20 protein-coding genes are annotated in these 24,109 nt (G+C 70.3%); 16 read left to right on the top strand and 4 right to left on the bottom strand.

Annotation, left to right across the window (positions count from 1 at the left end; translation table 11 throughout):
- Nucleotides 1-60 precede the first annotated feature (60 nt).
- From ACZ5KP_RS05435 to ACZ5KP_RS05395, 9 genes are all read left to right on the top strand, one after another.
- On the top strand, nt 61-528 hold the full coding sequence (locus ACZ5KP_RS05435; protein ID WP_460920718.1) for a DUF7283 family protein: 468 nt from the start codon (nt 61-63) through the stop codon (nt 526-528).
- Nucleotides 506-925 carry a DUF7285 family protein gene (locus tag ACZ5KP_RS05430; protein ID WP_460920716.1) on the top strand — a complete coding sequence of 140 codons (420 nt, stop codon included), beginning with the start codon at nt 506-508 and terminating at the stop codon, nt 923-925. The genes ACZ5KP_RS05435 and ACZ5KP_RS05430 overlap by 23 nt, the downstream gene beginning before the upstream one ends.
- The gene (locus tag ACZ5KP_RS05425) at nt 922-1,917 is read left to right on the top strand and encodes a DUF7284 family protein (protein ID WP_460920714.1); all 996 of its coding nucleotides are present in this window, start codon (nt 922-924) and stop codon (nt 1,915-1,917) included. Before ACZ5KP_RS05430 ends, ACZ5KP_RS05425 begins: the two co-directional genes overlap by 4 nt.
- Nucleotides 1,914-4,961: a DUF7286 family protein gene (locus tag ACZ5KP_RS05420; protein WP_460920712.1), complete on the top strand. Its 3,048-nt coding sequence runs from the start codon at nt 1,914-1,916 to the stop codon at nt 4,959-4,961. The genes ACZ5KP_RS05425 and ACZ5KP_RS05420 overlap by 4 nt, the downstream gene beginning before the upstream one ends.
- 52 nt (nt 4,962-5,013) lie before the next feature.
- Nucleotides 5,014-5,436, top strand: coding sequence for a DUF5791 family protein (locus ACZ5KP_RS05415; protein ID WP_460920710.1), 423 nt, complete (start codon nt 5,014-5,016; stop codon nt 5,434-5,436).
- A gap of 77 nt (nt 5,437-5,513) precedes the next feature.
- Entirely contained in the window at nt 5,514-6,419 is a 906-nt protein-coding gene (locus ACZ5KP_RS05410) for an SDR family oxidoreductase (RefSeq protein ID WP_460920709.1), read from the top strand.
- A 95-nt stretch (nt 6,420-6,514) separates the two neighbouring features.
- A complete protein-coding gene (locus ACZ5KP_RS05405) occupies nt 6,515-7,684 on the top strand; it encodes a DHH family phosphoesterase (protein ID WP_460920708.1) in 1,170 nt (389 codons plus the stop codon).
- A gap of 107 nt (nt 7,685-7,791) precedes the next feature.
- Nucleotides 7,792-9,384: a DHH family phosphoesterase gene (locus tag ACZ5KP_RS05400; protein ID WP_460920706.1), complete on the top strand. Its 1,593-nt coding sequence runs from the start codon at nt 7,792-7,794 to the stop codon at nt 9,382-9,384.
- Nucleotides 9,385-9,442: 58 nt separating this feature from the next.
- A complete protein-coding gene (locus ACZ5KP_RS05395; RefSeq protein ID WP_460920704.1) occupies nt 9,443-10,243 on the top strand; it encodes a CBS domain-containing protein in 801 nt (266 codons plus the stop codon).
- A 30-nt stretch (nt 10,244-10,273) separates the two neighbouring features.
- Here the strand turns inward: ACZ5KP_RS05395 and ptsP are convergent, their stop codons facing one another.
- Both ptsP and ACZ5KP_RS05385 read right to left on the bottom strand, forming a co-directional pair.
- Nucleotides 10,274-11,989 (bottom strand): phosphoenolpyruvate--protein phosphotransferase, encoded by a 1,716-nt coding sequence (gene ptsP / locus ACZ5KP_RS05390; RefSeq protein WP_460920702.1) that lies wholly within the window; start codon nt 11,987-11,989, stop codon nt 10,274-10,276.
- Complete coding sequence (locus ACZ5KP_RS05385; protein ID WP_460920700.1) at nt 11,986-12,252, bottom strand: HPr family phosphocarrier protein; 267 nt, start codon at nt 12,250-12,252, stop codon at nt 11,986-11,988. The genes ptsP and ACZ5KP_RS05385 overlap by 4 nt, the downstream gene beginning before the upstream one ends.
- 217 nt (nt 12,253-12,469) lie before the next feature.
- Between ACZ5KP_RS05385 and dhaK the strand changes: the two genes are divergently transcribed.
- The 3 genes from dhaK to dhaM all read left to right on the top strand — a co-directional run bounded on the left by dhaK (nt 12,470) and on the right by dhaM (nt 14,743).
- Nucleotides 12,470-13,471 (top strand): dihydroxyacetone kinase subunit DhaK, encoded by a 1,002-nt coding sequence (gene dhaK, locus ACZ5KP_RS05380; RefSeq protein ID WP_460920698.1) that lies wholly within the window; start codon nt 12,470-12,472, stop codon nt 13,469-13,471.
- 107 nt (nt 13,472-13,578) lie between these two features.
- On the top strand, nt 13,579-14,289 hold the full coding sequence (gene dhaL / locus ACZ5KP_RS05375; RefSeq protein WP_460920696.1) for a dihydroxyacetone kinase subunit DhaL: 711 nt from the start codon (nt 13,579-13,581) through the stop codon (nt 14,287-14,289).
- A 34-nt stretch (nt 14,290-14,323) separates the two neighbouring features.
- Nucleotides 14,324-14,743: a dihydroxyacetone kinase phosphoryl donor subunit DhaM gene (dhaM, locus tag ACZ5KP_RS05370; RefSeq protein ID WP_460920694.1), complete on the top strand. Its 420-nt coding sequence runs from the start codon at nt 14,324-14,326 to the stop codon at nt 14,741-14,743.
- A gap of 133 nt (nt 14,744-14,876) precedes the next feature.
- Here dhaM and ACZ5KP_RS05365 read toward each other — a convergent pair whose 3' ends face one another.
- Together ACZ5KP_RS05365 and glpK are read right to left on the bottom strand one after the other, a co-directional pair.
- Nucleotides 14,877-15,935 carry a DUF7973 family transport facilitator gene (locus ACZ5KP_RS05365; protein WP_460921130.1) on the bottom strand — a complete coding sequence of 353 codons (1,059 nt, stop codon included), beginning with the start codon at nt 15,933-15,935 and terminating at the stop codon, nt 14,877-14,879.
- A gap of 14 nt (nt 15,936-15,949) precedes the next feature.
- Entirely contained in the window at nt 15,950-17,491 is a 1,542-nt protein-coding gene (gene glpK, locus ACZ5KP_RS05360) for a glycerol kinase GlpK (RefSeq protein WP_460920692.1), read from the bottom strand.
- A gap of 435 nt (nt 17,492-17,926) precedes the next feature.
- Here glpK and glpA point away from each other — a divergent pair, with 435 nt between their 5' ends.
- The 4 genes from glpA to ACZ5KP_RS05340 all read left to right on the top strand — a co-directional run bounded on the left by glpA (nt 17,927) and on the right by ACZ5KP_RS05340 (nt 24,058).
- A complete protein-coding gene (glpA, locus tag ACZ5KP_RS05355) occupies nt 17,927-19,726 on the top strand; it encodes an anaerobic glycerol-3-phosphate dehydrogenase subunit GlpA (RefSeq protein ID WP_460920690.1) in 1,800 nt (599 codons plus the stop codon).
- Nucleotides 19,716-21,164 carry a glycerol-3-phosphate dehydrogenase subunit GlpB gene (glpB, locus tag ACZ5KP_RS05350; protein ID WP_460920688.1) on the top strand — a complete coding sequence of 483 codons (1,449 nt, stop codon included), beginning with the start codon at nt 19,716-19,718 and terminating at the stop codon, nt 21,162-21,164. The genes glpA and glpB overlap by 11 nt, the downstream gene beginning before the upstream one ends.
- A 2-nt stretch (nt 21,165-21,166) precedes the next feature.
- Nucleotides 21,167-22,759: an anaerobic glycerol-3-phosphate dehydrogenase subunit C gene (locus tag ACZ5KP_RS05345; RefSeq protein ID WP_460920686.1), complete on the top strand. Its 1,593-nt coding sequence runs from the start codon at nt 21,167-21,169 to the stop codon at nt 22,757-22,759.
- A 105-nt stretch (nt 22,760-22,864) separates the two neighbouring features.
- Nucleotides 22,865-24,058, top strand: a complete 1,194-nt coding sequence (locus tag ACZ5KP_RS05340) for a Cdc6/Cdc18 family protein (RefSeq protein ID WP_460920684.1) — start codon at nt 22,865-22,867, stop codon at nt 24,056-24,058.
- Nucleotides 24,059-24,109 lie beyond the last annotated feature (51 nt).

Here is a 24,109-nt window from a genome sequence, read left to right as displayed (position 1 = left end):
GCAGTCCAGCCAGCCGTACGCTCCACACCTTAAGGTACCATGCCGCGGCGACCTGCTGCCATGCTCGGTCCCCCGATCGACGCCTGGTACGTCTGGATCGGCGTCTCGATGGTCTCGCTGGCGGTACTCGGCGTGGCCGTCGTCGCGACGCCGGAACCGCCCTCGACGGCGACGGCCGCCGCGGAGACGATTGAAGAGGTCGCGGCGAGTCGCGTCCCCGCGAGCGCGACCCACCCGATCGACGCCGATCGGATTCGCGTCGGCGAGTACCGGCTCGTGATCGAGGGCGATACCGTCGAGACGGCGACGATCGATCACGGACGGATGACGCCCGCCCAGCGCGACACGAAGCTACGCCGCGTCGCGATGGGGGCGTCGCCAGCCGACGTGTTCGAGTCGGTCGAGGCGTTCGCCGACGCGATCGAGGCGGCGCGGGAAGCACAGCGAATCGTCGAACCGGTCGGCGACGAACTTATCGTCCGGAAATGCAGCTACGGGGGAGAGAATGTCCTGCTCGTTACGGCGTAGGGCCACTGCCTGGGTCCGCGATCGCCGCGGCCAGGCGGAGCCGATCGCGGCGATCGTCGCCGTCCTCGCCATCGGAATGGGGCTCGCGATGTACGCAGGCGTCGCTGCGGACCGGTCGCCCAGCACCGACCCGACCGACGCGGAGGCGACGATGGCGCAGGTGACCGCGAAACTCGCCCCCGACGGCGTGGTCGCCAACGATGCCGATCTCGCTCCCGAGCAGTTCACGCGACCGGGTGAGGCCGGCAGGATCGAACTGGCCTATCGCAACACGACGGACGCCAGCGGCCCGACGCCGCCGCCCGACGCGGACGTCGCAAGCAGGCCGGTGACCGTGCAGATCGCGCCGAGCTGGCAGGTGGCTGGCAATCTGACCCTGTGGGTGTGGGAATCGTGACCCGCGATCGTCTCCGGAAGTTCGGCTCCGCTCCCAGCGTCGATCGCGCCGTCAGCACGGTCCTCGACGCGGCCGTGTTCCTGCTGCTCGTCAGCGCCGCGATCGGCCTGCTCTACACCGTACCGCAGTCCGGCACCGCTCCGGAGAGCGACTCGGACGTCGCTGCCACCTCGACGACAACGCTCGCGACCACGACGGCGACGATCGAGTACGCGCCTGCGCCGGACGGCGACGCCGGTGACGGTGGTGCGACCAGAACCGACCGCGGAACGGTCGCGGAGCTGCTCGCGGAGACGACGGTCGCGAACGCCGACTTCGACGGCGAACCGTTCTCGCGGGCGCCGAACCACGAGGCCGCCGTCAGGGAGGTAACGCGGCTAGCGATCGCCAGCTTTGACGGCGACGTCGAGATCCAGGTGCGGACTCACTGGCGGCCACTGCCTGGCTCCGGGCTCCGTGGCGGGCTCGTCGTCGGCCCGTCTCCGCCCGACGACGCCGACGTCCACGCCGCGACCGTTGCCGTTCCGATCGACGCGGCACCCGGCACCGCCCCGGCGACGCCGAACTGGACGCTGCCCGTCTCGGACGGTGACGCCGGTGGCGAGAACGCGTCGTCGATCGCTGGCGAATCCCGAGCCACGCTGCAGACGATCGCCGCCGAGGGCGGGTGCGACACGCTTGCTCGCTCGATCGCGGTCCGTACGATCGGTGCCGTCTTCCCGCCGGAGCGAACGGACGCCGCACTGCTCGCCGGCGGCGACGTGACCGCTGCGACGGAGCAACGCTACGCGACGGCCGGCTCCGCCGCCGGCCTCGACGCCGGGATCGTCCCCGACGACGCTGGCGCGCGGACGCGAAACTCGCTGCTCGTCCAGGCGCTGACCGACCGGATCGAGCCGACCGCCTGTGAGGGGTACGCGGACACTGCGGCAGCTGCGAACCGGGCCGCGCCGACCACCGTTTCCGTGTCTATCAGGACGTGGTCGCCGTGAGACTGGCCGACGACGAGCGCGGTCGGGTGCCGTTCGCGCTCGTCGGCGTCCTGTTGTTGCTGGGTTCGGTCGCCATCGCGACGGTCTCCTTCGACGGCGGCCGGGTCGATCGCGACGCCGCGCTGGCTGGCGATCGCGCGGAGTCGGTTGCGGAGACGGCCCTGCGCGACGCGACGCGAGACGCCGGTGCGACGGCGGCAGCCAATCCCGTCGTTGCGCCCGCCGACACCGAGTTCGGGTCGCTGCTCGATGGGGATCGCCCCTACCGCTCCTACCTCGAGTTGCTGATCGCGATCCAGTTCCGCGAAGCGCTCCGGGGTGACGGCCAGCGAGTCGCCGACGCACGCGCGACGGTGAATCTCACGCCGATCACCGACGCCGACAGCGCCGAAGCGGCGATGGACCGGGTGTCCGTCGAGGCGACCAGCCGCGGGATCGTCGCGGTCGAGGTCACCGGGGTGCCGATCGAGATCACTCGCGACGGCCACCTCGTCGACACCCGCTATCGGACGATTACGGCGAACGTGACGACCCCCACGCTGACGCTCCACGACCGGACGACGACCTTCCAGGAGCGACTCAACGGCGAGACGCTCGAGCCCGGCAGTCTGAGCCGCGGGCTGACCGGCGGGCTCTACGGCCTCGGCTGGACCCGCGGCTACGGCCAGTACTCGGGGCTACCCATCGACGACGTGATCGCCAACCGCCACGTCGAACTCGTGACGAACCTCGCCGTGCTCGACGCCCAGCGATCGACGTTCGGGAACTCGAACCAACAGGCCGAGCAGGGGCTGGCTGCCGCGACGGCGCAGGTGGTCGCAAACGAGACCATCGGCGTCCAGGCCGGCGGGTTCCTCGACGCCGCGTTGCCCGGGCCGAACCAGGACGATCCGACCTTCGGCGACGTCGCCTCCCCGCCGACCAGGACGACCGTCGTCGGCGTCAACGGAACCGCCGACGCCGCACTCGCGGACCTCATCGACGAGGGATCGACCGCAGAGGGCGGCGTCGTCCCTCACGACGCGGAGCGTCCCTGGGCGTACCCCCTCGAGACGATCGTCCGGACCGGCATCTCGCTCGAGGCCGAACTGGAGACCACGAAGTCGGTCGGCGAGCGCGAACTGCACGAGCAGGCGCTCTCGACCGCTGGCGACTGGATGCGCGTCGAGACGATCGGGACCGAATCGGTCGAGGCCGTCGACGTCGGTCCCGGCGACGGCTCGCTCCCCAGCGAGACGTACGGCTGGTCGCGGACGCTGACGGAGCGCCGGACCGTCGTGATCGAGGAGACGGCGACCGCGAAGTACCGAAACGTGGTGAACGACAGCGTCCGGTACGGCCAGGTCACGTTCCGCCGACCGGTCGACGTCGGAATCGCCCTCGAGCACCAGCCGCTGGATCGCGAGTGGATCCCCTCCGCACTGGCGCCCGATACCGACGGCTGGCGCTACGAAAGCCTCGCCGAGAAAGCCGAGACGGCGCTGGTCGACGACGCCGGCGGCGTCGACGCGATCGCTCGCTCCGTCGCGACCGACGAATCGATCGCCCGATCCAGCGTCGTCTCGCCCGACGACCTTGCCGACGAGTCCGACACCGTCTACGAGCACCTCGCCACGCTCCGCGACGAGCTCCGAGACGTGCAGACGACGACGGAGCTCGCGATGTTGACGACGGACGCCGACCCCAGCGCCGAGCTTCGCGGGAAACTGAAGGCCGAGGGCGACAGCTATCGAAACGTCCCGACGACGTACGACGACCTCGACCAGCGGGCAGCCGTCGCAGCCCGCAACGTCTACTTCGAACGTGTCCTTCAGCGACTGAAAGCGCGCTCGCTGGGGATGGACGGAACCCAGAGCGCTATCCAGGACAAGGTCGACCAGCTCTCCACGTTGCCGAGCGTCGGGTTGAACACCCTGCTCGAGACGGGGCTGAACTACGCGCGCCCCGAGCCCGCGACGCTCGACACCGAGGCGCCGGCACCGGCCCTGGATCTCACCGTCGACGCCGACCCCGGCTACCTCGACCTCGACGAGGTCAACGGGACGGCGGTGCCCCCGCCGACCGACGAGAACGGATCCTACTACCCGCTCGCGGCGAAGACGACGACCGTCGACTCGCTCCCGACCGACGACATGGCCTCGAAGTTCGCAGGAATCGCGGTGAACCTCTTCGACTCGCCGACGAAGCGGGTTCCACTCGCGATGGCGGCGCGATCCCTCGACGGCGCGAACGCGATCCCCGGTTCCGCCGCGGGGAGCACCGGCTTCGTGGCGAAACGGGAGCAGCTTCGCGAGAAGATTCGCAACGGCGTCGACGCCGTCGACGAGGCCGCGGTCGAGGCGCTGCGATCCGAAACTGGGCTCTCCGAGGACGACGCAGCGGGAATCGTCGACGCCGCGACCGTCCAGTTCGGCGGGCCGGCCGAGCGGGCGCTGGCCTACGACGACGGCTCGGCGCTGACGGCCATCGGCGAGAAGGCTGCGCACCACGAGGACGTCAGCAACGTCACGGCCGATCGCGCCGAGATGGTGGTCCGCGAGCGCGTCACGGCGCGCCTGGGCGACGACGCGGCCCAGGTGAAACTCTCCGTCGTCGAGTCCGTCACCGATCGCGCGAAGACGATCGCGGAGGACGCGATCGCCACGAAGACCGAAGCAGCGGCGGACTCCGTGAAACAGCGTCTCGCCGATCGCTTCGGTCGCGCTCCGGTGATCGGCATGCGGGGGATTCCGCTCGTCCCCTTCCCCGGCTGGTGGGCCGCGACTGGCAACGTCTGGCGCGTGGAGGTCGCCGGCACCTACGCCGGGTTCTCCGTCCGCGCCGCCCAGGGTGGCCCCAGCGGTGGCGGCCACGTCAGCTACGTCCGCGACGGCCAGCCGGTCGCCGTCGACGTGACCGGCGACGGATCGCCGGAGCTGCTGGGTAACGCGAGTCGGATATCATTCGAGGCTTCCACGACGGTCGCGGTCGTTGTCCCGCCCAGCGGCGGTGGGGTCGGCAACGGGAACACCGGGTTCAAACAGACGTCCGACGGGTGGGAGTAGCGTGCGACCGACTGGGAAAGGCACTTGCCCGCACACGAGGAACTCAGCCGCAATGTTACACGAGGAGCGAACCTCGGTCGACGAACCGACGGCCGAGGCGCTCGCCGACGAGTACCGCGGCGAACTCGCAGCGATCGTCGAGGAGCACGGCGTCGAGGCGGTCGCTACCGAGACCGGGATCGAGACCGAGACGCTCCACTCGCTGGTGGACGGCGACGCGCCGGAGCTCTACCTCGAGGACGCCGCCGCGATCCAGGCGCTCGATTCGGCGCTCGACGCGGCGACGATCCACGCCGAGGCGACCGACCACCTCCTGCTCGGCATGTCGATGGCGGTGCTTGACGTCGACACGATCGCCGCGGAGTACGAGGGCGACAGCTCCGGCAAGGGGATCCAGCAGCGCCTCGAACGCCGGGCGCCGGTGACGCTCGCGGAGTTCGCGCGGATCGAACACTTCGTCGCGAGCCGGCGGTAACTCAACGGAGCTGCCACTGACGGGCCGCCGGCCCGTCGATCGTCGCGGTTTTCCACGCTGGCGTGTATCTTCGAACCATGCAGGTCGCGATCCTGGGCTGTGGCTACGTCGGCCTCGAACTCGGCCGCCAGCTGACGGCGGCGGGCCACGAGGCCGTCGGCGTCCGTCGGTCCGCAGACGGCGTGACGGCGATCGATCGAGCCGGCTTCGAGGCGGTGCAGGCCGACGTGACCGATCCCGAAGCGCTCGCGGCCGTCCCCGACGTCGACGCCGTCGTCTTCGCGGCGAGCTCCGGCGGCCGCGGCGCGGAGGCCGCACGCGAGGTGTACGTCGAGGGGCTCGAGACGGCGATCGAGCAGTTCGCTGGTCGGGACGATCCCCCCGACCAGCTCGTCTACACCTCCAGCACTGGCGTCTACGGTGACCACGATGGCGACTGGGTTGACGAGACGACGCCGATCGATCCGACGACGGAGAAGACCGTGGTGCTGGCCGAGGCCGAACGGGTCGCGACCGAAGTCGCTGGCGAGCACGGCATCGACGGCACGGTCGTCCGCTTCGCCGGCCTGTACGGCCCGGATCGCTACCGTCTGGAGCGATACGTCGAGGGGCCGGTGACGGAGGGCTACCTGAACATGCTCCATCGCGACGACGCGGCCGGCGTCGTGCAGTTCGTGCTGGAGCGCGCCGCCGAGTCCTTCGGGACGCTTCCCGGCGACGCGCTACTGGCCGTCGACGACGAGCCGGTCGCGAAGTGGGCGTTCGCGGACTGGCTGGCCGAGCAGTGCGGCGAGGCGGCGCCCGAAAAGCGGACGATCGAGCAGCGGCTGGCGGCAGGTGACCTCTCCGCCCCGGCAGAACGTCGACTGCGCACGAGCAAGCGCTGCTCGAACGAGCTGCTCCGGGAGCTCGGCTACGAGTTTTCGTTTCCCACGTTCCGGGAGGGATACCGGGCGGCGATCGAAGCGTATCGGTCTCGATAGCGCAGAAATAGACGTTTTTGCGGCCAGATACTTCGCCAGGTCACCGATCGAATCTGGGGCAACGGTTTAGTTCATTGGCTCTCTCGGAGGAGTATATGCAGGGCGTCCCCGCCGACGGCGTCGTCGGGCAGATCGACACGCTGACCGGCACCGACCCGCTCCTCCTCGCGGCCATCGTCGTCGGTCTCCTCCTCGTGATCGGCGGAACGGCGTGGACGTTTCTCCGACTCCGCCGGACGCCCGGCGAACGGTTCCAGAAGGCACTGGCCGGGAGCGACGAGGTCGCCATCCTGACCCACCCGAACCCGGATCCGGACGCGATGGCGTGTGCGATGGGCGCGGCGCAGATCGCCGAGGCCGCTGGCGTCGAGCCGACGATCCAGTACGCTGGGCAGATCCGCCACCAGGAGAACCGTGCGTTCCGGACCGTCCTCGAGTTCGAGGCCGAGCAAATCGAGTCGAAGGCCGACGTCGCCTGCGACGACGTCGTGCTGGTCGACCACAACGTCCCCCGGGGGTTCCCTGGCGCGGAAGGCATCGAGCCGATCGCCGTCGTCGATCACCACCCCGGCAACGGCGTCGGGACGAAGTTCACCGACGTTCGCCCCGAGCGCGGGTCCTGTGCGAGCATCGTCGCGGATTACTTCGATCAGCTCGGCGCCGACCGGTACGGTCCGGACGACCCCGCGCCGGAGGGCGAAGGTCTCGCGCTCGACTCGCCGCTGGCGACGGGGCTGGTCTTCGGGCTGCAGTCGGACACGAACCGGCTCACGGAGGGCTGTACCCAGGCAGAGTTCGACGCGTGTTCCTATCTCTTCCCCGCGATCGACAGCGACCGGCTCGAGCGCATCGCCAACCCCGAGGTCACCGCGGAGACGCTGGAGGTCAAGGCCCGCGCGATCCAGAACCGCACCGTCGACGGCTCCTTCGCGGTGAGTCACGTCGGCGAGATCAACGACGCGGACACGATCCCCCAGTCGGCGGACGAGCTCGTCCGCCTCGAGGGCGTCGGCGCCGTCGTCGTGATGGGCGAACGCGACGGCGTGTTGCACGTCTCCGGCCGATCCCGTGACGACCGCGTCCACATGGGCGAGGCGCTCGAGACGGCCGTCGCGGAGGTCCCGATGGCCAGCGCCGGCGGCCACGCGCGGATGGGCGGCGGCCAGCTCTCGATCGACCACATGGAGGGAATCGGCCCCTCCGACGGGATGGACGTCCCCGAGTTCAGCCAGCGTATCTTCCAGTGTCTGCGCGGAGACGTCTGAGGCGCCGCCGAGATCGGGTGCGCGATCGCGGTCGACGACCGATCCCGACGCCGGCGTCCTGGCGGGAGAGCGTACCTTTTTCCCGCGGTGGGCGAGTAGCCCATGATATGCCGACCCGGGTGGTGCTCGGGTGTGGGCCGGAGTACCGGGTGCTGCTGGCGCGTCTCGCAGCCGCTGGCGACCTCCTCGTCGTCGTGGACGACGGGGACGAGGCCGAGTGGCTCACGGAGCGCGACGTGCCGGTCGTCGAGGCGGATCCGACGGATCCCGAGACGCTCCGGTCGCTCGACGCCGATCCGGAGAGCGTCGTCGTCGCGACCGGCGACGCCGACGAGACCTCCCGGATCGCCGTCGCCGCACGTGAGGTGTTCCCCGACGCCAGACTGCTCTCCCAGCCGGGCGTCCAGCGCGAGGGCGGCGAACTCGCGGCTGCCGCGGGCACGACGGACCCCGCCGGCGTCGTCGCCGACCGGGTGCTGGAGTACGTCGCGTCGCCGGGTGGCGACCGATCGCTCCGGCTCCGGGCAGCGCTCCGGAACGCCGAGGAGCCCATCGCCGTCCTCGCCCACGACAACCCCGATCCCGACGCCATCGCGAGCGCCGTCGCCCTCGTCGAGATCGCGGCGGGCGTGGGCGTCGCGGCCGAGGCCTGTTACTTCGGGACGATCGCACACCAGGAGAACCGCGCGCTGGTCAACCTCCTCGACCTCGACCTGCGCACGATCGACGATCCCGCGGAGCTCGAGGAGTACGGGGGGATCGCGCTGGTCGATCACGCGCGCCCGGGCGTCAACGACCAGCTACCCGACGACACGCCCGTCGACGTGGTGATCGACCACCACCCGACGCACGGCCCCGACGAGGCCGGCTTCGTCGATCTGCGCAGCAGCGTCGGCGCGACGAGCACGCTGCTCTCGGAGTACTTCGACCGACTCGGCCTCGAGCTGACCGAGCAGGTCGCGACGGCGCTGCTCTACGGTCTTCGCGTCGACACGGACGACTTCACGCGGGAGGTCGCCGTCGCGGACTTCGAGGCCGCCGCGCGGCTCCTCCCCCGCGTCGACGAGAGCGTCCTCGAACGCGTCGAATCGCCGAGTCTCAGCGGCGAGACGATGGACGTCCTCGCGCGGGCGATCGACCGGCGGAAGCGACACGGGACCGCGCTCACGGCCTGCGTCGGCGAACTCAACGATCGCGACGCGCTCGCGCAGGCTGCGGACCTCCTGCTCGACCTCGAGGACGTCACCACGACGCTCGTCTTCGGCGTCATCGAGGACACCGTCTACGTCTCCGGCAGGGCACGCGCGACCGACCTCGACCTCGGCGAGACGCTCCGGGCGGCGTACGGACAGCTCGGGAGCGCCGGCGGGCACGCCGACATGGCCGGCGCGCAGCTCCCCGTGGGGATGCTCGTCGAACCCGACGAGGAGGATCCGATCACGATCGTCGAGGAGGTCTTGACGAACGCCTTCGTCGAGGCCCTCGAGACGGACCGGTCCTCGCCCGGAGGCGGCTACGCGCTCGCCGGAGACGGGCTCTCTTTCCTGCCGGAGCTCCGCGGGGGCGTCTCGCGTGTCGGCGAGGAAGATCGTCGTGCGCCTCGGGACGAGTTCGGCCGGAGCGTCGACCGGGAGGATCGCGACGTGGAGGGCGGGGCTGCCGAGGATGCCGGGGACGCCGAGGGGCCCGCGAGGGACTGAGGCGCCGGGAACGCGCGGGCAGGGAACCCTTTTGCCGCCGCCGACCGTCCGTTCGTCCATGACCGTCGCGGAGGGCGCTCCCAACGCTCGCGTCGCCGCCTACATGACGAAAGACGTCGATACGGTCGATCCCGAGGAGACCGTCGAGGCCGTCTCGCGACGGATCGTCGAGTCGACCGACCACAGCGGGTTCCCGGTCGCCCAGCGCCGGCAGGTCGAGGGGTTCGTCAGCGCCTCGGACCTCCTGCTGGCCGACCCGGACGCGCCGATCTTCACGGTGATGACGACCGACACCCTCGTCGCCCATCCCGAGATGAACATCACCGACGCCGCCCGGGTGATCCTCCGTTCGGGGATCCAGAAGCTCCCCGTCGTCGACGACGCCGGGACGCTCGTCGGGATCATCTCGCACGCCGACGTGATCCGCAGCCAGATCGAGCGTGCGACCCCCGAGAAGGTCGGGAAGCTCCGCCGGACGCTCGAGGGGATCCACGACCTCGAACTCCGGGAGGAGCGACGGGAGGTATCGCTCGACGAGCTGATCCCCACCCAGGGGAAGGTCTACGCCGACGAACTGGAGGGGCGACGCTACGAGCTCGAACGCGGGCTCGCCGAGCCACTGGTGGTCATCGACGACGGCGGCACCCTGCTACTCGCCGACGGCCACCATCGCGTGCTGGCGGCCGACCAGCTCGACGTCGAGCAGATGGAGGCCTACGTCATCGTCGTCGACGAGTTCGTCGAGCTGGGCATGCTCCGGACTGCCCGGCAGGAGGGGCTCGAGGACATCGCCGACATCGAGGTCGTCGACTACGCGCGCCACCCGCTGATCGAGACGACGAAGCGGCTCCAGGAGTAGGTCGGGCGGCGATAGTCCCGTTCGCGTCGCTCAGTCCGCACCGTCGAGTATCGACCGTACTTCTTCGCGCGTCTCCGCGGCGAGTGCACGCTGCGCGAGTGACTCGGCGGCGTCGATCTCGGTCTCCTGGATCCGCGCTTTCACCGCCGGGATCGTCACGGCGCTCGCGGAGAACTCGTCGAGCCCGAGCCCGAGGAGTAGTTCCGTCAGCGCGGGGTCGCCCGCCATCTCGCCGCACATCCCGACCCACGCGTCGCGATCGTTGCCGCCCTCGATCGCGTCGGCGATCGTCCGGAGCACCGGCGGGTGGAGTGGATCGTGGCGATCGGCGACGCGCTCGTTGTCGCGGTCGGCGGCCATCACGTACTGCGTGAGGTCGTTCGTCCCGACGCTGAGAAAGTCGACCCGTTCGGCGAGTTCCGGGGCCATCCGGGCCGCCGCCGGCGTCTCGACCATGACGCCGAGTTCGGGAACGGCGTGGGGTTCGCCCTCCTCGTCCAGTCGCCGCGCGACCGCGTCGACCCGTTCGAGCGCGGCGTCGAGTTCGGCGACGTCCGCGACCATCGGGAACATGACGGCGAGATCGCCGGCCGCAGCATCCGCCGCGTTCGCCGTTCCGGCCGCCCGGAGCAACGCCCGGAGCTGCGTCTCGAACAGCTCGGTGTCGACGCCCAGCGAGCGCCGGATCCCGCGATCGCCGAGGAACGGGTTCGCCTCGTCCGGTTGATCGAGGTAGGGAACCGGCTTGTCGCCGCCGACGTCGGCGGTCCTGACGACGATGCGTTCGCCGGGGAACGAACGGAGCGCCTCGCGGTAGGTCTCGAGCTGTTCGGCCTCCTCGGGCGGCCCTGGGCGATCGAGGAAGAGGAACTCGGTGCGGAACAGCCCAATCCCGTCCGCGCCGGCGTCGGTGGCTCCCGCGAGCTCGCCCGGGCGGCCGACGTTGGCGGCCACCTCGACCGGCGTCCCGTCGGCGGTCTCGACGTGCTCTTCGATTACGGTTACTTCACGCTCGGCGCGTGCGGCGGCCCGCGTTTCCTCGTCCGGATCGACGATCACGGTCCCGGCCTCGCCGTCGACGACGAGCGTGGTTCCCGTCTCGACGCTCCGGAGCGCCTCGCCGACGCCGACGACGGCCGGGAGCCCGATCGCCCGCGCGACGATCGCAGCGTGGGCGGTCCGGCCCCCGACGACGGTCGCGAGCCCGGCGATTCGGTCGGGATCGAGCGCGGCGGCGTCGCTCGGAGCGAGCCGCTCGGCGAGGAGGATCGTGTCCGCGGGAAGCGCGTCGAGATCGGCGGCCGCACGGTCGGTGGCGTCGCTGCCGGCCAGCGTCCGGAGTAGCCGGTCGCGGACGTCCCGGAGGTCGTCGGCCCGCTCGGCGACGCGGCCGCCCGTGGCCTCGTACTGCTCGATCGGGTCGGCGAACGCCGCTTCCACCGCGGCCTCCGCCGTCGCGCCGCCATCGATCTCGGCCTCGACGGCCGACTCGATCTGTGGGTCGTCGAGGAACTGCCGGTGCGCGTCGAGAATCTCGGCTTCCTCCTCGCCGACCCGCTCCGCGACGCGTTCGCGCTCCGTCTCGATGGCGGCGCGGGCGACGTCGCGTGCGCCCGCAAACCGTTCCCGCTCGTGCTCGGGATCGTCGCTCTCGCGGTCGAACTCGGGGACCGACGGCTCGTACCAGTGGGCGGTGCCGACGCCGGAGAGCGGGGTCGCGCCGACGCCCTCGAGCGTTCTCGTCATGGCTCGGGCTGGGCGAGCAGGTCCGCGAGGGCGTCGAGAGCCGCCTCGGCGTCCGGCCCCTCGGCCGTCAGCCGCACCTCGTCGCCGTGTTCGATTCCAAGCCCGGTGACGGCGAGCATGCTCCCGGCGTCGACGGCCGACGCTCCGTTCTCGGCCCGCCCGACGGTGATCTCGCTGTCGAACTCGCTGGCTGTCTCGACGAACACCGACGCGGGCCGGGCGTGGAGCCCCGCCTCCTGCTCGACGGTCACCACGCGTTCCATCGGGTGTCACCTCGGCAACGGGAGTGGTTGCTTGCCGTGTCCATGGCTGTCATTCACTCTCGGACCTCATGAGGATGCGGGTCGCCGATGCCGCCGTCCGGACTGTTCGTCATCCCGCCGGGCGCCGTCGTTCGTTGAACGCTGACGCCAATCTCGCCATCGAACTGTCACCAAGGGAATGTACCGATTTATTGTCTGGGGCGTGGTAGCGTCTGCCATGAAGAAACTGATCAACGATCCGTCGGACGTGGTCGACGAGATGCTCGAGGGGATGGTATCGGCACACCCGGACAGGCTCCGCAGACTCGACGGGACGGAGGTGCTCGTGCGTGAGGACGCGCCGGTCGACGGCAAGGTCGGTATCGTCTCCGGCGGCGGCAGTGGCCACGAGCCGACCCACGCCGGCTACCTCGGCGAGGGGATGCTCGACGGCGCCGCCGCGGGCGAGATCTTCACATCGCCCACAGCCGACCAGCTCGAGGAGATGGTGGCGGCCTGCGACGCCGGCGAGGGCGTGCTCTGCGTCGTGAAGAACTACGAGGGCGACGTGATGAACTTCGACACCGCCGCGGAGATGGTGGAGATGGACGACGTCGACGTTCGGCAGGTCGTCGTCGACGACGACGTCGCGGTCGAGGACTCGCTCTACACGAGCGGCCGCCGGGGCGTCTGTGGGACGATCCTCGTCCACAAGGTCGCTGGGGCGGCCGCCGCCCGCGGGGACGACCTCGACGAAATCGTCGAGCACGCCGAGGGCGTCGTCGAGAACGTGGGGACGATGGGCACCGCGTTGACCTCCTGCACCACGCCGGAGAAGGGCGAGCCCACCTTCGACCTCGGCGAGGACGAGATCGAACTCGGCATCGGCATCCACGGCGAGCCCGGCACCGAGCGGGTCGACCAGATGCCCGCCGACGACGTCGCCGACCACCTCACGGAGGCCGTGCTCGACGACCTCGAGCTCGATGCCGGCACGGAGGTCGTGACGATCGTCAACGGCATGGGCGGCACGCCGCTCTCCGAGCTGTTCGTCGTCCAGCGCCGCGTCGACGAGCTGATGGACGAACACGATCTCGACGTCTGGGACGCCTGGGTGGGCGACTACATGACCTCCCTGGACATGGAGGGCTGCTCGATCACGGTCTGTGCCCTCGACGAGGAGCGCAAGGAGCTGCTCGCCGCGCCGGCGGACACGCCCGCGATGACCGTCCTGGAGTGAGCGGCCTGTCGTCGTTCGCGGCCTGCGAGTCCTTCGCGACCTGCGGTGATCGCTTCCTGCCCTCTGGTCGGCGCAATACCCAAGCACCTTGCGAACGACCCCCACGTATGGTCGACGAGTCGATCCAGCGCGAGGCGATCGTCGCGGCCGTTCACGCGGTCGCCGACCGCATCGAGGCGGAGAAGGACCACCTGACGGAGCTCGACTCGGCGATCGGTGACGCCGACCACGGGGCGAACCTCCATCGGGGGATGCAGGCCGCCGTCGAGGCGGTCGAGGACGCCGACGACGAGGATCCGGCGACGCTCGTCAAGCTCGTCGGCCGGACGCTCGTCTCGGAAGTCGGCGGGGCGGCGGGCCCGCTCTACGGCGGCTCGATCATGAGCGCGAGCACGGAGCTCGAGGGCGGACTCGACGCCGAATCCAGCGTCGCGTTCGCGGAGGCCTACCTCGCGAAGGTCGAGGACCGCGGCGGTGCCTCCGTCGGCGACAAGACGATGGTCGACGCGCTGACGCCGGCGGTTCACACGTACAAGAAGTCGATCGAGCAGGACGACCTCCCGCCGCTCGCCGCACTGGCGAAGGCCGTCGACGCCGCCGAACGCGGCGTCGAATTCACCACGCCGATCCGCGCGTCGAAGGGCCGGGCCTCCTACCTCGGCTGGCGATCCGTGGGGCACCAGGACCCCGGCGCGACGTCGACGCTGTTCTGTCTCGAGGCGGTACTGGCGGTCGCTACGGAGTACCTCGACGGCGAGATCGACCGCGACGCGACGTCGCCGACGGTGCCCGAGGAGTCCCCGGAGGAGGACGACTGATGGAGCAGTTCGAATCGCTCGGTGGTGGTCTTCCATGATCGGACTCGTGGTCGTCTCCCACAGTGAGCAGGCCGCGCGCGGCATCGCCGAAGTCGCCACGGAGATGGGCGGCGACGCGCGGATCGTCCCCGTCGGCGGCGATCCCGACGGCGGCATCGGCACCAGCGCGCCCGACATCGAGGCCGCGATCCTGGAAGCGGCCGGGCGTGGGCCCGAGGCGACCGACGCGGACGAGGCCGACGGCGTCGTCGTGCTCGTCGATCTGGGCAGCGCCGTGATGAACGCCGAGCTCGCGATCGAGATGATCGACGGCGACACGCCGGTCGTCATCGCCGACGCGCCGATCCTCGAGGGCGCGCTCAACGCCGCGGTCTCCGCGAGTTCTTCGAAGGCGACGCTCGAGGACGTCGTCGAGCGCGCGGAAGAGGCGCGGGACTACCGCAAGCTGGACTGAAGCCGGCTGGCGCGCTCCGAACCGACTACCGGGTTCCGCAGTAGCCAGTGCATCCACCGGGTCTCCGACGTGCTGTGAGCAAACGAAGTAAAGTAGTCCGCAGGGAGAAAAAAATCGGTCGCAGAAGCCCCGCTCAGATGCCGAGATAGCCGGGGCTCTCCAGGATGTCCAGCATGTAGAGCACGCCGATTCCGACCGTGTAGATGACGATCGACATCGCGGGCGGGTCGACGTGGGTGCCGCCGTGTGCGTAGAAGATGCGCTGGGTGGCTTCCGCGAGCAGCGAGCCGATCAGCCCGCCGGCGATCGCGGCGAGCATGACGGTGAGCTCGCTGTTGGTGCTCGCGGCGGCGACGACGGCGAACGTCGAACCACCGAGCGTGATGTGGTGGGTGACCGGGAACTTCTCGATCCCGAGATTGAGGAAGAGCAGGCTTGCGGCGGAGATGCCGTAGGCCATGAAGACGCTGCCGGTCATGATCCAGGTCCAGCCGCCGAGCGCGCCGCCGACGAGGCCGATCGCGGCGACGCCGGACCACTTGTACTGCTGTGGGAGCCACGGTTCGACGGCGAGGCGACCGCTGCCGTCGCCGCGTTCTTCCTCGCGATCGAACGGCCCCATGTCGAAGTAGCCGTCACCTTGCGGGCTGCCGATGACGGAGTAGCCGAACACCGGCCGTGCGATCACCGCGGTCGCGAATACGGCGAGTGCGATGCCGTCGACGGGGAGTTCGAGCGCGCCGGAGAAGCGAGCGATGAGCATCCCCATGACGCCGAACACCGCACCGACCGCGAGGATGTCGGGTTTCGTCCCGAACGCGTAGAGGATGTCCTTCCCGAAGTGGTAGTCCCAGTCCTCCGGTTCCATCTCGCCGTAGCGCCAGCCCGCGTAGGCGGTCGCCGCCACGCCGCCGGCGAAGGCGACGTGGGGACCGGTGACGGGACCGAACCCGATCGTGCCGGTGACCCCCGACGCGAGGTTCGCGCCGCCGAGCTCCGTGAACTCGGTTCCTTCACCGCTCAGCGCAGCGAGCCCCTCGCCCAGCAGGACGACGAACCCGGTGAAGACGAAGGAGGGGAGCGCGCCGATGGATGCGCCGAACGCGCCGCCTGCTGCGGCAGCGAGGACGAGCACCGCGAAGTGCTCCCAGGGCATGTCGAGGATCGGGACCTGGAGGAGCACGTCGGCCATCGCGATCGCCATGCTCACTCACCCCCGTCCTGGGCCCAGTCGAGGGAGCGCTCGACGGCGTCCTCCCACCGGGCGTACATTCGATCGGCGGTCGAGGCGTCCATCTCCGCGGCGAACTCGCGGTCGACCTGCCAGTTGTCCCGCAGACTGTCCACGGTGTCCCAGTAGCCGACGGCGAGCCCGGCGGCGTAGGCCGAGCCCAGCGCGGTCGTCTCGTCAACCTCCGGGCGCGCGATCTCGGTGTCCATGATGTCCGCCTGGAGCTGACAGAGGAAGTTGTTCTTGACTGCGCCGCCGTCGACGCGCAGCGTGCCCATCTCGATGCCGCTGTCGGCCTCCATCGCCTCGGCGACGTCGCGGGTCTGGTAGGCGATGGACTCCAGCGTCGCGCGCACGATGTGCTCCTTCTGCGTGCCGCGCGTGATGCCGACGATGGTGCCCCGCGCTCGGCCGTCCCAGTGGGGCGCACCGAGTCCGGTGAACGCCGGGACGACGTAGACGTCGTCCGTCGAGTCGACCTCGCGTGCGAGGGACTCCGTCTCCGCGGCGTCCTCGATCAGGTCGACGTCCTCGAGCCACTCGATCGCCGCGCCGGTGATGAAGATCGACCCTTCGAGGGCGTACTGGACCGGCTCGCCGGAGCGCTGGAACCCGATCGTCGTGAGCAGCCCGTGCTCGGACTCGACGGCCTCGTCGCCGGTGTTCATGAGGAAGAAACTCCCCGTGCCGTAGGTGTTCTTCGCGTCGCCGGCGTCGAAGCAGGTCTGCCCGAACAGCGCGGCCTGCTGGTCACCGAGCGCGCCGGCGACCGGCACCTCGGCGCCGAGGAACCCGTCGGGATCGGTCGTCCCGTAGGTGTCCTCGTCGCTGGAGGGCCTGACCTCCGGAAGCATCTCCCGCGGGACGCCGAACTCCTCCAGGAGGTCGTCGTCCCACTCCATCTCGTGGATGTTGAACAGCATCGTCCGGGAGGCGTTCGTGACGTCCGTAATGTGCTCGCCCGTGAGATTGTAGATCAGCCACGAGTCGATCGTACCGAAGAGGACGTCGCCGTTGACCGCCCGCTCGCGGACGTCTGCCGGCCGCGCGCGCTCGGTCTTGACCGGGTCGGCGTTCTCGAGGAGCCACTCGGCCTTCGTCGCCGAGAAGTAGGCGTCTGCCTCGAGCCCGGTCTTCGCGCGGATGTCGCCGACCTTGTCGGCTGCCTCCAGCTCCTCGACCCGGTCGGTCGTCCGGCGGTCCTGCCAGACGATCGCCCGGTGGACCGGCGACCCAGAGTCCGCGTCCCACAACAGCGTGGTCTCGCGCTGGTTCGTCACCCCGATCGCCTCGAGCTGGTCGGCCTCGATGCCCGCGTCCGCGAGCGCCTGCGTGACGACGTCCTTCGTCGTCTCCCAGATTTCCATCGCGTCGTGTTCCACCCAGCCCGGTTCGGGATAGTACTGTTCGTGCGTCTCGTATGCGTTCGCGACGACCTGACCGCCGTGGTCGAAGACCATGAAGCGCGTGCCGGTGGTCCCCTGGTCGATCGCGCCCACGTAGGTGCGTGCTGACATTGTCCGATACCCGCATCGTTTTGGTATCGATGCAGGCCTAGCGGCGATAACAATCCCATCTCTCATAAAAGTTTGCCAGCTATTGGCACGGAACCACGGCGCGTCGACCGGCGTGCGATCGCCCTCGTCTCGGGTCCACCGGCGCCGCCTGCTGGCGTCGAACTTCCGGGCGCCCCCACTGACAACGGCGCTCGTACGCTGCTGTAGGCGCCGTTTAACCGAAGTTTGGGCGGTCCTACTCCTTCGGAATCCTGACAGTCTCTCGGCGAATCCCGTGAGATTCTCCTCGACCGTTCGGCACCCTCCGGGGCCACCGCGCCGCGGGGCGGGTCAGCGACCGCCGCCCGTATCTAACACGGTCGACCCCATTCTATACTGCTATTTTGGGGGTGGCGATACTCTAAAGTGCGGGGGCGCCGACACTGTTCGTAGCGAATGGAAACGAACACCGGGGTTCTGGTAATCGGCGGCGGATCGACCGGCACCGGCGTCGCGCGGGACCTCGCGATGCGTGGCATCGACGTCACGCTCGTCGAGAAGGGAAACCTGACCCACGGCACCACTGGACGGATGCACGGGCTGCTCCACAGCGGCGGCCGCTACGCTGTCTCCGACCAGGCCAGCGCCGTCGAGTGTATCGAGGAGAATCGGATCCTCCGCGACATCGCGAGTCACTGCGTCGAGGAGACCGGCGGCCTGTTCGTGAAGCGCCCCGAGGATACGGAGGAGTACTTCGAGGAGAAGCTCGAGGGTTGTCGGGAGTGTGACATTCCGACGGAGGTGCTCTCCGGCGAGGAGGCCCGCCAGATCGAGCCGTACCTTGCGGAGGACGTCGATCGGGCGATCCGGGTCCCCGACGGCGCGATCGACCCGTTCCGGCTCTGCGTCGCCAACGCCGAGAGCGCGGAAAACCACGGCGCGCGCATCGAGACCCACGCCGAGGTCGTCGACCTGCTCGTCGACGAGCCGACGGCCACGGACGGTGTACAGGTCGTCGGCGCCGAGATCCGCCACGAAAGCGGGACCGGCTCGCGGACCCACGGCGCGCCGACGGAGACCGAAACGATCCACGCCGATCACGTGATCAACGCGACCGGCGCCTGGGCGGGCCAGCTCGGCGAGATGGCCGGCGTCGACGTCGCCGTCCAGCCCGCCAAGGGTGCGATGACGGTGACGAACGTCCGGCAGGTCGACACCGTGATCAACCGCTGTCGACCCAAGGGTGACGCCGACATCCTCGTTCCCCACGAGACCACGGCGATCCTCGGCACGACCGACGAGGCCGTGGAGGATCCCGAACACTACCCCGAGGAGCAGTGGGAGGTGGATCTGCTGTTCGAGCAGCTGACCGAGCTCGTACCGATCCTCGAGGACGCCCGCACGCTGCGAACGTTCTGGGGCGTCCGCCCGCTCTACGAGCCACCGGGGACGGGCACGCAGGACACCGGCGACATCACGCGGGATTTCTTCCTCCTCGACCACGCGGATCGGGACGGCGTCGAGGGGTTCACGAGCATCGTCGGCGGCAAGTTCACGACGTTCCGCGCGATGGCCGAGGAGATCAGCGACCACGTCTGCGACAGGCTCGGCGTCGCCGCCGACTGCCGGACCGCGGACGTCCCACTGCCCGGTAGCGAGGATTCGGGACGGCTCGACGACGCGATGGACCGCTACGGGCTACGTTCGCCGATCGCCCGCCGGAGCGCCGAGCGACTCGGCTCGAAAACCGACGACGTGCTCGGCACCGACGAGCCTAACCCCGTCGTCTGTGAGTGCGAGGCCGTCACGCGCGCGGAGCTCCAGCACGCGATCGGCGAGGCGGGCTCCGACCTCAACGACGTCCGCATCCGCACGCGGGCGTCGATGGGGAACTGTCAGGGCGGGATCTGCGCTCACCGGATGGCCGCGGAGCTCGCGCCGGTGTACGAGCCCGATACCGTCCGCGCGGCCCACGATGAGCTGCTCCAGGAGCGCTGGAAGGGCGAACGCCACGCGCTCTGGGACGAACAGCTCGCTCAGGCCGCGCTCAACTACGCGCTCCACGCGACGACGATGAACCTCGATCGCGATCCGGCGCGGACCGATCACGACCCCGACTACGCGGCGTTCGACAGCGGGCCACCCGGCGACGCGAGCGCTGCTTCCGTGTCCGACGACGGCGAAACCGCCGCGGACGGCGGCCTGCCACGTGCGGACCACCCCAGCGATTCCACGGAGGGGAACGATGGCGATTGAATCCGACGTGATCGTGATCGGCGGCGGGCTCGCCGGCCGGTTCGCCGCGATCGCCGCCGCGGACGCGGGCGCGGAGACGCGCCTCGTCACCGCCAACCAGAGCACGCTCCGGCAGGCCAGCGGGCTGATCGACGTGCTGGGCTACCCGCCGACGTCCGCGGCGGGCAGCGCCGACGCCGGCCCGGAGGCGGCCGCCGCGACCGGCGGGCAGGAACGGGCCGACGACACCAGCGCTCCGGACGACCCCCGGCCCGAGGACATACCCGGTGACGGCGGGCCGATCGTCGATCCGTTCGCGGTCCTCCCCGACCTCCCCGAGGGCCACCCCTACGAGCGAGTGGGGGCCACGGCGGTCCGGGACGGCCTCGCGACGTTCGACGACGTCGTCGAGGGGTACGCGGGGGCGCACACCGACGCGAACGCGCTCGTCCCGACCCACGGCGGCGTCCCCAAGCCGACGGCCCGGTATCCCGAGAGCGCCGCGGCGGGGCTGGCCAGCGACGACCGCGACGCGGTGCTCGTCGGGTTCGAGACGCTGACGGACTTCGACGCGCCCGTCGCTGCGTCGAACCTCGCGGCGGCCGGCGTCCCCTTCGACGTCGCCGGGATCACGGTTCGGTTCCCCGGCGAACTCCGTGCGGACGCGAAGGCCACGCGCTACGCCGAGTTGCTCGAGGACGACGAGGTCCCGCGATCGAAGGGAAGCGACGGCGCGGCGGACGCTGGCGGCTCCACGACCGACGCCAGCCAGGGCCGATCCTGTCGCGCCGCGATCGTCGAACGGATCGGGCGGGCCGTCGCCGATCTGGACTTCGACCCAGAACGGGTCGGGTTCCCGGCGGTCCTCGGCGAGGAGGAGTCCGCCGCGGTGCGGGCGGACTTCGCCGATCGACTCGGCGTCCCCGTCTTCGAGGTTCCCGCCGGCCCGCCGAGTCTGCCGGGCATCAGGCTGGAGGGACAGCTCCGGGACGCCCTGCGCGATCGCGGGGTTCGGGTCGCCGACGGCCGGCCCGTCGTGGACTTCGCCGCGGCGGACGGCCGCGTCGAGCACCTGATCGTCGAGTCGGCGGGCGGCTCCACCGTCCCGATGGCCGCAGAGCGCTACGTGCTCGCGACCGGCGGGCTGGTCGGTCGCGGGATCGATAGCGACCGCGACGGCGTCCGCGAGCCGATCTTCGACTGTCACGTACCACACCCGGCGGACCGGTACGAGTGGTTCGCCGACGACGCCTTCGGCGACCACCCGTTCGCCTACTTCGGCGTCGACGTCGACCGCGAGCTGCGGCCGCTCGACGCCGACGGCTCGGTAGCACACGAGAATCTCCACGCGGCGGGCGCGGTGCTGGGCGGCTACGACTTCGCCGCCGAGAACTCCGGCGCCGGGGTCTCGATCGCGACCGGCTACGCGGCGGGCAACGCGGCAGCGGAGGGGAGCTGATCATGTTCGGACACGCACCAGACGACGACACCGACGACGCCGAGAACGGCACCGGATCCCGGAACGACCACGCCGACGAGCGAACCGACGGATCCGCGAACGGCGAGCCCCCTCGCGATGTGCAGGGCGGCTGTGGCTGTGGCGATGACCACGCCGACGCCGGATCTGCCCCCACGGCGACGGACGGCGGGATCGACGCCGACGCGCCTGGCGACCCGGGCTCCACCGGCGGAGCCGGGGCCGGTCCGGACGCGGCGTCGGGCGGCACCGAGGGCGACTTCGAGCCGGTGCAGGTGTTCCCCGAGAGCGACGAGATGGATCTCCGGCCGGGCGCGGACAGCTGCTACAAGTGCTCGACCTGCGACACGAACTGCCCCGTCGCCGAGGTCGACGACGAGTTCCCCGGGCCGAAGTTCCAGGGCCCCGAGCAGTGGCGCCTCTCCCGGGACGACGCACCGGAGATCGACGACTCGATCGACAAGTGTTCGAACTGCATGCGGTGTGACCACGCCTGCCCGACGGACGTGCCGCTCTCCCAGATGCACAACACCGCCCGGGGGAGGTACGTCGACGATCAACTCTCGAAGTTCTCGATCACGTACCTCCGGAAGAAGCTCCTCTCGAACTACGGCCGGCTCGGCAAGCTCGGCTCGATCTTCCCACGGACGACGAACTTTATGATGGGCAACCGCGTCGTCCGGTGGCTCGCCGACCGCACGCTCGGCGTCACCGACGAGCGGGAGTTCCCCGAGTTCGCCACGGAGACCTTCCGATCGTGGTGGGACGATCGCGGCGGCGCGCAGGTCCAGAGCGAAGAGAAGCGCGTCGCCTACTTCCACGGCGACTACGCGAACTACAACACGCCCGAGGTGGGGAAGGCGCTCGTCCGCGTGTTCGAAGACTTCGGGTACGAGGTCGCTGTGCCCCGCCAGCGCTGCTCGGGAACGCCGATGTTCGCCAACGGGATGCTCGACGACGCGCGGCGGGCCGCCGAGGTGAACGTCGCCGAGTTCGACGCACTGATCGAAGAAGGGTACGACGTCGTCTGCTCGTGTACCTCCTGTTCGATGGCGCTCCGCCAGGAGTACCCGGAGCTGTTCGACATCGACGGCATCGACCGGGTCGCCGCGAACACCTACGACGCCGTCGAGTACCTCCGCATCCACGAGGACCTCCGCGACGAACTCGGCGGGGACGCGGCTGCGAGCGACGAAGCCGACGGGGCGACGGAGGGAGCGAACGGGACCGACGTCGACTTCCCCGACATCGCCTACCACGCGCCGTGTCACGCCCGGAACCAGGGGCTGGCCGAACAGGCCCTCGAGGTCGGCGACGCCGTCGACGGCGTCGAGATCCAGGACGTCGGCGACTCGTGTTCGGGCATCTCGGGCACCTACGGCTGGAAGTCCAAACACTACGACACCTCGATGGCGATCGGCGAGGAGATGTTCGAGCACATGGAGGCCGCCGACGCCGACACCGGGATGACGGAGTGTCCCACCTGCGCGATGCAGATGGAACACGGCACCGGCTACGACGTTCGCCACACGCTCGAGCTGCTCGAGGCGAAACTCGTCGGGGAGGGCGAGGCGTGACCCGCCCCGGCGCGAGTTCGGGCGACGAGACCGTTCGCCACCGGCCGGAACGGTCATCACGGCCGACTGGAAACGTGGGATCGAACCCGTAGCACTCGCGAAACGATGGATATCAGCGAACGCATCGAACGACGGCAGCTGCGGACCCGGGACGACAGCCGGATCCTCCTCGATCGCTCGGAGTTGAGTCCGACGGTCCACGTCGAGGAGCCCGTGGGCCGCGCCCCGGTGTTGGAGGCGATCCTCGACGCCGTCGAGCCGGCGTTCGAGGGTCGGCTGCCACCGGAGCTCCTCATCGAGGGGTCGGCGGGCGTCGGCAAGTCCGCCGTCGTCTACGCGCTCTACCGTGCCCTCGGCGACGGGCTGGGAACGGCCGGCTCGATCGCGACGAGCACCCGCGCCGGGCGGCCAGAGCGCTGGTTCGCGCTCGTCGACTGCAGACGCGCCGGCACCGACTTCCGATTCTACCGGCAGCTCCTCCTCCAGCTCGGCGTCGAGGAGGTGCCCGCCCACGGCGTCGGCACCGATCGCCTTCGCGAGCGCGTCGCCGATCACGTCTCACAGCACGGTCAGTGGGCAGTGATCGCCGTCGATCACGTCGAGGAGGCCTCCAGCCTCGACGTCGAGGCAGTCCGGGAGCTCCTGGCGCCGATCGCCGACGACACGTCGGTGACGTGGATCGGGCGGTCGCTGGACGTCGACGTCGAGCAGTCGCTGACGATCGAGCCCTACCGCCACCACGCGCTCACGGACCTGCTCTCCCAGCGGTGCTCCCGTGCCGTCCGGACCGACGCCTTCGAGCACGAGGACCTCCGGGCGGTCGCGGCCCAGCGGGAGGGCAACGCCCACGACGCCCTCGCGGTCGTGCTCGGTGCCGCGCTCCTGGCCGATCACGAGGACGCGACGGCGATCGACCGGCACCACTTCGTCGCTGCGGGCACGGCCGTTCCCGACCCCACAGTACATCTCGATCGCGTGCTCGCGCTGCCCGAGAATCGGCGTCGCGTGCTCGCCGCATTGCTCCGGATCGAGCCGGACCCGACCGTCGCGGAGGCGGCCACCGCGATCGCCGAGCGGACGTCGCTCACGGAGGGAACGGTCCGACGATTCTGCTACGAACTCGCGGACGCCGGCGTGCTCGCCCGCCACGGTGGCCACGCCGACGCGCGCGGCAGGGATCCCAGCCACCTGCGGCCGGCGTTCCCGTGGCTGGCGTTCGCCGGTCTGGACGACGTGGCGACGGTGGCGGACGTCGTGGATCGCGTCCGCCATCACGCCGAGCCCGCGATCTCCTGGTAGCAGTGTCGACGCCGGTGATTCGCTCCGTCCGACAGCACACCATCGCGGCGC

This window comes from Salinarchaeum chitinilyticum (genome assembly GCF_055390775.1).
Note: the sequence above shows the minus strand (reverse complement) of the source record. Positions and strands in the feature narration are given on the sequence as shown.

Excerpts from the sequence above, each read along its gene's own strand:
- ACZ5KP_RS05435 (WP_460920718.1), top strand. The coding sequence starts at position 61 with ATGCTCGGTCCCCCGATCGACGCCTGGTACGTCTGGATCGGCGTCTCG.
- ACZ5KP_RS05430 (WP_460920716.1), top strand. The coding sequence starts at position 506 with ATGTCCTGCTCGTTACGGCGTAGGGCCACTGCCTGGGTCCGCGATCGC.
- ACZ5KP_RS05415 (WP_460920710.1), top strand. The coding sequence starts at position 5,014 with ATGTTACACGAGGAGCGAACCTCGGTCGACGAACCGACGGCCGAGGCG.
- ACZ5KP_RS05410 (WP_460920709.1), top strand. The coding sequence starts at position 5,514 with ATGCAGGTCGCGATCCTGGGCTGTGGCTACGTCGGCCTCGAACTCGGC.
- ACZ5KP_RS05405 (WP_460920708.1), top strand. The coding sequence starts at position 6,515 with ATGCAGGGCGTCCCCGCCGACGGCGTCGTCGGGCAGATCGACACGCTG.
- ACZ5KP_RS05400 (WP_460920706.1), top strand. The coding sequence starts at position 7,792 with ATGCCGACCCGGGTGGTGCTCGGGTGTGGGCCGGAGTACCGGGTGCTG.
- ACZ5KP_RS05395 (WP_460920704.1), top strand. The coding sequence starts at position 9,443 with ATGACCGTCGCGGAGGGCGCTCCCAACGCTCGCGTCGCCGCCTACATG.
- ptsP (WP_460920702.1), bottom strand. The coding sequence starts at position 11,989 with ATGACGAGAACGCTCGAGGGCGTCGGCGCGACCCCGCTCTCCGGCGTC.
- ACZ5KP_RS05385 (WP_460920700.1), bottom strand. The coding sequence starts at position 12,252 with ATGGAACGCGTGGTGACCGTCGAGCAGGAGGCGGGGCTCCACGCCCGG.
- dhaK (WP_460920698.1), top strand. The coding sequence starts at position 12,470 with ATGAAGAAACTGATCAACGATCCGTCGGACGTGGTCGACGAGATGCTC.
- dhaL (WP_460920696.1), top strand. The coding sequence starts at position 13,579 with ATGGTCGACGAGTCGATCCAGCGCGAGGCGATCGTCGCGGCCGTTCAC.
- dhaM (WP_460920694.1), top strand. The coding sequence starts at position 14,324 with ATGATCGGACTCGTGGTCGTCTCCCACAGTGAGCAGGCCGCGCGCGGC.
- ACZ5KP_RS05365 (WP_460921130.1), bottom strand. The coding sequence starts at position 15,935 with ATGGCCGACGTGCTCCTCCAGGTCCCGATCCTCGACATGCCCTGGGAG.
- glpK (WP_460920692.1), bottom strand. The coding sequence starts at position 17,491 with ATGTCAGCACGCACCTACGTGGGCGCGATCGACCAGGGGACCACCGGC.
- glpA (WP_460920690.1), top strand. The coding sequence starts at position 17,927 with ATGGAAACGAACACCGGGGTTCTGGTAATCGGCGGCGGATCGACCGGC.
- glpB (WP_460920688.1), top strand. The coding sequence starts at position 19,716 with ATGGCGATTGAATCCGACGTGATCGTGATCGGCGGCGGGCTCGCCGGC.
- ACZ5KP_RS05345 (WP_460920686.1), top strand. The coding sequence starts at position 21,167 with ATGTTCGGACACGCACCAGACGACGACACCGACGACGCCGAGAACGGC.
- ACZ5KP_RS05340 (WP_460920684.1), top strand. The coding sequence starts at position 22,865 with ATGGATATCAGCGAACGCATCGAACGACGGCAGCTGCGGACCCGGGAC.